General features: G+C 70.2%; 5 protein-coding genes. 3 read left to right on the top strand and 2 right to left on the bottom strand.

Features of this window, described 5'->3' with window-relative positions; genetic code table 11:
- Window positions 1-26: 26 nt before the first annotated feature.
- Window positions 27-1,625: an ABC-F family ATP-binding cassette domain-containing protein gene (locus H9652_RS17705; protein WP_138824646.1), complete on the bottom strand. Its 1,599-nt coding sequence runs from the start codon at window positions 1,623-1,625 to the stop codon at window positions 27-29.
- Between the two features lie 377 nt (window positions 1,626-2,002).
- Here H9652_RS17705 and ypfJ point away from each other — a divergent pair, with 377 nt between their 5' ends.
- Window positions 2,003-2,908: a KPN_02809 family neutral zinc metallopeptidase gene (gene ypfJ, locus H9652_RS17710; protein WP_191797839.1), complete on the top strand. Its 906-nt coding sequence runs from the start codon at window positions 2,003-2,005 to the stop codon at window positions 2,906-2,908.
- Window positions 2,909-3,017: 109 nt separating this feature from the next.
- The gene (locus tag H9652_RS17715) at window positions 3,018-3,626 is read left to right on the top strand and encodes a dihydrofolate reductase family protein (RefSeq protein WP_191797841.1); all 609 of its coding nucleotides are present in this window, start codon (window positions 3,018-3,020) and stop codon (window positions 3,624-3,626) included.
- A gap of 136 nt (window positions 3,627-3,762) precedes the next feature.
- Here H9652_RS17715 and H9652_RS17720 read toward each other — a convergent pair whose 3' ends face one another.
- Window positions 3,763-5,376 (bottom strand): flavin monoamine oxidase family protein, encoded by a 1,614-nt coding sequence (locus tag H9652_RS17720; RefSeq protein WP_191797843.1) that lies wholly within the window; start codon window positions 5,374-5,376, stop codon window positions 3,763-3,765.
- A gap of 343 nt (window positions 5,377-5,719) precedes the next feature.
- On the opposite strand from H9652_RS17720, the gene H9652_RS17725 reads away from it, so the two are divergent.
- Window positions 5,720-6,379, top strand: a complete 660-nt coding sequence (locus H9652_RS17725; protein ID WP_191797845.1) for a Rid family hydrolase — start codon at window positions 5,720-5,722, stop codon at window positions 6,377-6,379.
- Window positions 6,380-6,466: the final 87 nt, after the last annotated feature.

The raw sequence follows: 6,466 nt of genomic DNA on the forward strand, positions 1-6,466 counted from the left end.
GGCGGGCCGTTCGTCGTTCCAGCGGCTCAGGCCAGGGAGATGAGCTCCGCGTAGGAGTCGTTCCACAGGTCCTCGTCGCCGTCGGGCAGCAGCAGGACGCGCTCCGGGGAGAGCGCCTCGACCGCACCGTCGTCGTGGGTGACCATGACGACCGCGCCCTCGTAGTTCTTGAGCGCGTCGAGGATCTCGGCGCGCGAGGCCGGGTCCAGGTTGTTGGTGGGCTCGTCGAGGAGCAGCACGTTCGCCCCGGAGACCACGATGGTCGCGAGCGCGAGGCGCGTCTTCTCGCCACCGGACAGGACGTTGGTCGGCTTGTTCGCGTCGTCGCCGGAGAACAGGAACGAACCGAGGACCGAGCGGACCTGGGTGTCGGTGAGGTCCGGCGCGGCGTGCCGCAGGTTCTCGACGACCGTCACGTCCATGTCGAGCGTGTCGTGCTCCTGGGCGTAGTAGCCCAGCTTGAGCCCGTGCCCCGCGATGACCTCGCCCGTGTCGGGCTTCTCGACGCCCGCGAGGATGCGCAGCAGCGTCGTCTTGCCCGCACCGTTGAGCCCGAGGACGACGACGCGGCTGCCGCGGTCGATCGCGAGGTCGACGCCCGCGAAGATCTCCTGCGAGCCGTACGACTTGGACAGGCCCTCGGCCGTGATGGGCGTGCGCCCGCACGGCGCCGGGGTCGGGAACCGCAGCTTGGCGACCTTGTCGTTCACGCGCTCGCCCTCGAGGCCCGAGAGCATGCGCTCCGCGCGCTTGATCATGTTCTGCGCGGCCACGGCCTTGGTGGCCTTGGCGCGCATCTTCTCGGCCTGCGCGAGCAGCGTGCCGGCCTTCTTCTCGGCGTTGGCGCGCTCACGGCGACGGCGGCGCTCGTCGGTCTCGCGCTGCTCGAGGTACGCCTTGTAGCCCAGGTTGTACTGGTCGAGGACGCCGCGCGTCGCGTCGAGGTAGAAGACCTTGTTGACGGTCGCCGAGAGCAGCTCGACGTCGTGGCTGATGACCACGAACCCGCCCGAGTAGTTCTTCAGGTAGTCGCGCAGCCACAGGATCGAGTCGGCGTCGAGGTGGTTGGTCGGCTCGTCGAGCAGCAGGGTCTCGACGCCCGAGAACAGGATGCGCGCGAGCTCGATGCGTCGGCGCTGGCCACCCGAGAGGGTCTTGAGGGGCTGCGCGAGGATGCGGTCGTCGAGGCCCAGGTTCGACGTGATGCGCTGCGCCTCGCTCTCCGCGGCGTACCCGCCCGCGGCCGTGAAGCGCTCCTCGAGCTTGGGGTATCGCTCCATCGCGGCGAGGTGGGTCTCCTCGTCGGCGCTCGCCATCTCCCCCTCGGTCTCACGCATCTTGCGGACCAGCACGTCGAGGCCACGCGCCGAGAGGACGCGGTCCATGGCGATGACGTCGAGGTCGCCCGTGCGCGGGTCCTGCGGCAGGTAGCCGACGTCTCCGGTGCGCACGATCTGCCCGGCCGTGGGCTGGGTCTCCCCCGCGAGGGTCTTCGTCAGGGTGGTCTTGCCCGCTCCGTTGCGACCCACCAGGCCGATCCGGTCTCCGGCTGCGATGCGGAAGGACGCCTCGTCCAGCAGGACGCGGGCGCCGACGCGCAGCTCGACGGCGTGGGCAGTGATCACAGAGAGTTCCTCCGGCAGGATGGTGAGGTGTTCAGGGGGCGTAGGGGTTCGCGCGGTCGCGCTGTGCGCGAGACACAAACGCCACCGATTCTAGTGCCGGGAGCCCGCGGACGGAACGGGATTTCGCGGGCTGGTCCGTCACAGTCGGGCTGCTGGTCGCGCCTGGGGTGCCGAGAACGGGGTTGTGGCCGTTCCGGCGGCCGTGGCGGCCTCAAGCCCGTTCTCGGCCCCCCGCCTGCCCGGGGGCGGGCTGCGGGCGGGTGCGGGACGGGGGCGAGGTGGGCGGCGCCGTCGGGGCCGGTACCACCGACGGGCCGCCCTCGCCCGACGTCGCACCGCAGGACGCCGTGACCTGCGGCGACGAGTAGCGTTGACCCGTGACGTTCAACGAGGGTGGCTCATTCGAGGGTGGTCGGGTCCGCAAGGGCGGGCGCGGCAAGGGACCGGTGATCGCGGGCGGCGGCATCGCAGCCGTGGTCGTGGCGGTCGTGGTCGCGCTCCTCAACGGTGGTGACCTGGGCAGCGTGCTCGGCGCGGTGAGCGACCAGGTGGTCCAGCCTTCCGGGGCCGAGGACACCGCGCAGCAGCAGTTCGTCGAGGAGTGCACGGTCGAGCAGGCCAACACCGAGCGTGAGTGCCGGCTGTCGGCCACCGCGCTCTCGCTCGACGACTACTGGTCCGAGGCCCTGCCCCAGCAGGTCGGCGTCGAGTACGTCGTCCCGGAGGTCTACAGCTTCACGGGCTCGACGCAGACCGGGTGCGGCGCGGCGACCAGTGCGGTCGGGCCCTTCTACTGCCCGCCCGACCAGACCGTGTACATCGACGTCTCGTTCTTCGACGAGCTGCGCGACCGCTTCGGGTCCTCGGGCGGCCCGCTCGCCGAGGAGTACGTCACGGCGCACGAGTTCGGACACCATATCGAGCAGCTCACCGGTGTCATGGCGTCGGCGGACCGGTCCGGGACCGGCCCCGAGTCCGACTCGGTGCGCATCGAGCTCATGGCCGACTGTCTGGCCGGGATGTGGGCCGGGAACGCCGCGACGAACATCGACGCCACGCGCGGCGTGCCGTTCCTGCAGGAGATCACCCCGGACCAGCTGAAGGACGCCCTCTCCGCCGCGTCCGCCGTGGGCGACGACCGCATCCAGCAGTCCGCGACCGGCTCGGTGAACCCCGAGGCGTGGACACACGGGTCGAGCGACCAGCGCCAGCGCTGGTTCATGACGGGCTACGACGGCGGGACGTTCCAGGACTGCAACGCGCTCGAGGCGTCGACGCTGTGAGCACCCCACCGGACCGATGAGTTTCCGGTCGTGCCGCCGTCTCAAGGGTGAGACCAGGCCGCGGCCGAGCGGCACCACCGCAGGGATCGACACGGACGGGGACGAACCGATGGCTGAGCTGCTCGTCGACTTCATCACCTCGCTCGACGGCTTCGCGTCGGGCGAGGGCTGGCCCGGGTTCTGGGGGCTCGAAGGCCCTGAGTACCTCGGGTGGCTGCAGGAGCAACCCCAGGTCACGTACCTGATGGGCGCGACCACCTATCGTCTGATGTCGGGCTTCGCGGCCGGTCAGATGCCCGAAGGCACGGACGAGTTCACTGCCGACGAGGAGGCGTCGGTCGACGAGCTCACGGCGGCACGGAAGGTGGTCTTCTCCAGCACGCTCCCCGAGCCGCTGACGTGGCCGAACTCCACGCTCGTGCGCGGCGACGCGGTCGAGGCGGTCCGCGCCATGAAGGCCGAGGAGGCCGGCATACTGAGCACGATCGGCAGCCTCAGCGTGGCACGGGCGCTGCTGCGGGCCGGGCTCGTCGACCGGTTCCGGGTCGGGATGTTCCCCGTGATCACCGGCGCGACCGGGTCCGAACGGATCTACGACGGGTACCCCGACGTCGCCCTCGAGATGACCGAGCACCACACCTTCGACACCGGCATCCAGATCGTCGAGTACCGCCCACGAGTCCTGGAGGGCCCGCCGCTCGCGCCCGCGGACGGGTGAACACGCCGGGTCGGGCTGGAGTCCGGCGCTCCGGGGCACGGGCGATGCGCCCCGTGCCCAGGCGCCGACGAGCGTGCCGGACGAGCAGCCGGTCCGGGCTCCTCGGACGACCCGAGGACCCCGGACCTCGTGCGCATCAGCTCGACATGACGCGCTGGTGGAGGTTCTGCACGGCGTACCGCGCCGACCAGAACGCACCGTGCTGCCAGGCGGAGATCTCGGACATCCAGTCCCCCGCGAAGTACACGTTGCCCGCGCCCTGCTGGAGCTGCTTGAAGCGCGCGGACTCGGTGTTCGGGTACGCCCAGGCGCCCTCGATGTACGGCACCTTGTGCCACGCGATCGAGAACGAGCTCTCGAGCTCGGTCCGGTACTTCTCGCCATGGATCTTGACGCCCTGCTCGACCGCGCGCAGCTCACGCTGCTTGGGCGCCATGTCCGCGTAGGCCCGCGCGTTGGCCCCCGTGTTGTAGTAGCCGACGACGAGGCCCTTGCGCTCCCCGTACCCGTAGGACGGGTACCAGATGTGGGCCAGGTCCATGTCGGTCTCGGTGATGCCGCCGTAGATGCGGTGGTCGTCCTCCCAGAAGCGCGACCGGTACTGGAGGCCGATCTTGCCCGCAGGAGAGCCGACCGCGAACTCGCCCAGCGCCGCGTCGATGTCCGGGCCCCAGTTGGTGCTCCAGCGACGCATGAGCCCTGCCGGGGCAGACACGATCGCGAAGTCGGCGTCGATCTGGCGAGGCTTGCCGTTCGCCGCCGTGTAGGTGACCTTGACCCCGCGGCTCGTGTTCTCGACCCCGGTGACCGGCGAGCTGAAGAGCACGTTCTGCTTGCCGATGGCGCGCACGAAGTACTCGTAGGTCGTGTCCATGCCGCCCTTGGGCTGGAACATGAGCATCGACTGCTCCCAGTTGATCTCGAACGGGAAGTACTGCCCCACCTTCGAGGCGAGCACCTCCGAGACCGTGCCCGGTCCGGGCAGCGGCGTGCCGTGCTCGTTCCACGCCGTCGGGTAGACCGAGTACCCGCGGTTGCTCCCGCCCTGGTACTTCCCGTCGGCCGTCAGCGACCCCCAGCTGCGCAGGAAGGACCGCAGGTTCTCCTTGTCCGCGGCGGTCAGCTTCTGGTCGAGCGCGCCCTGGTCGGCCGCCATGCTCAGCAGCTCCGAGGTGTAGCCGAACACGTCGGCCTTGGCCGTGCGGTACCGGACCGGGTTGCCCGGGGTGGCGCCCGAGCGCTCGTTGTAGAGGTAGGCGTCGGCGTTGGCGTTGGTGAAGACCTCGTACGGCACCCCCAGCTCGCGCAGGTAGTCCATGGTCACCATCCACTGGGCGATGCGCCCGGCGCCCGCGTTCATGTACGTGCCGTCGGAGAACCGGGCGGTCTGCTTGACGCCGTTGATGTCCGTCTCGGAGTCGCCGTTGCGTATCGTCAGCGTCCGGCCACCCGCCCGGTGACGGGCCTCGAGCACCGTCACCCGGTAGCCGGCCTTCTGCAGCTCGTACGCCGACGCAAGCCCGGCGGGTCCCGCACCGACGACCACGACCTTCTTGGCGGAACGCCCGGTCAGCGAGAAGTCGCTGCCCCTCGGGGGCGTCCAGGACTCGTTCCGCGGTTGCGCCGCGGCCGTCGGGGCGAGCCCGACGGCGCCCATCGTCGCGAACATGACGCCGGCGCTGGAGCCCACGCCGACTGCCTGGAGGAAGCTGCGGCGCGAGACGCCGGAGGAGCCGTTTTCTGAGACCACGATGCCCTACCTCTCGTCTTGTCGGTCTGACGGACGGGGTCCACGGCCGCGAGCGCCAGGTGCCGCCGCCAGCACCGTGCGTGACGCTAGGCGCCCCAGGTTCCCTGGACGGTTCCTCGGCGTTTCCTGACAGTTGCCGGGGGTAACAAGTCTGTTTCGCGAGGTTCCTGCCGGATGCCCTCTGCAGACGGATCCGGCGATACGAGGCATCGGCCCGACTTCCGCCCGAACCTCGGCGTTCATCGCGCCGAAACGGCACCTCACTACGGTCCTCGCCATCCGGTACCCACCGGACCGACACGTGCCAGGCGCTCCGCGCGCTGCACCGCCACTGGAGGTCCTCATGAAGAACAGCGTCAAGATCGTCGCCGCGGTCGTCGTGACCGCAGCCGTCGCCGTCCCGGGCACCGCCTACGCGAAGGCCAACCTCTTCGAGCCCGCGCCGACCGAGGCCGTCTCGTTCATCACGGGGGACACCGCCTCGATCGCCGACGGCGTCGCGATCGGCAAGAACGTCTCCTGGTACAAGTCCTCGGGACTCGGTCCGTCGGCGATGAACACGGCCCCCGGCGTGTCCGCCGAGGCCCGGTACATCCCGACCGACGTCTTCCCGGGAGGCCAGCTGCCGGCCGGGGTCACCCTCACCGAGGCCCAGGGCATCAACGTCCTCATGCGCATCGGTGAGAACCTCACGAAGGCCGGGCTGTCCTACGAGGACGTCGTCTCGATGCGGGTCTTCCTCCAGAACCCCGAGGGCGAGGCGAAGATGGACTTCGCCGGGTGGAACCGGGCGTACCGGCAGTTCTTCGCCAACACGAACCTCGCGACGGGCGCGACGCTCGACGTCCAGCTCGGCTCCGTGACGACCAAGCCGATGGTCGTCAACGAGGCGCGTCCCTCGCGTTTCGCGCTCGAGATCGAGAACCTTCCGGTCAACGGGTGGCTCGTCGAGGTCGAGGTGGACGCCGTCTACCCGGGGACGAACCACAAGCACTCGAAGTGACGTCGGGCGGCACCGCTCGCTTCGGGTGCCCGGCTGCCGCCGCCCCCGTCCCCTGGCTCGCGGTGGCGTGAGCCGACGGGCACGTGG

It is taken from the genome of Oerskovia rustica (assembly GCF_014836555.1).
GTDB lineage: Bacteria > Actinomycetota > Actinomycetes > Actinomycetales > Cellulomonadaceae > Oerskovia > Oerskovia rustica.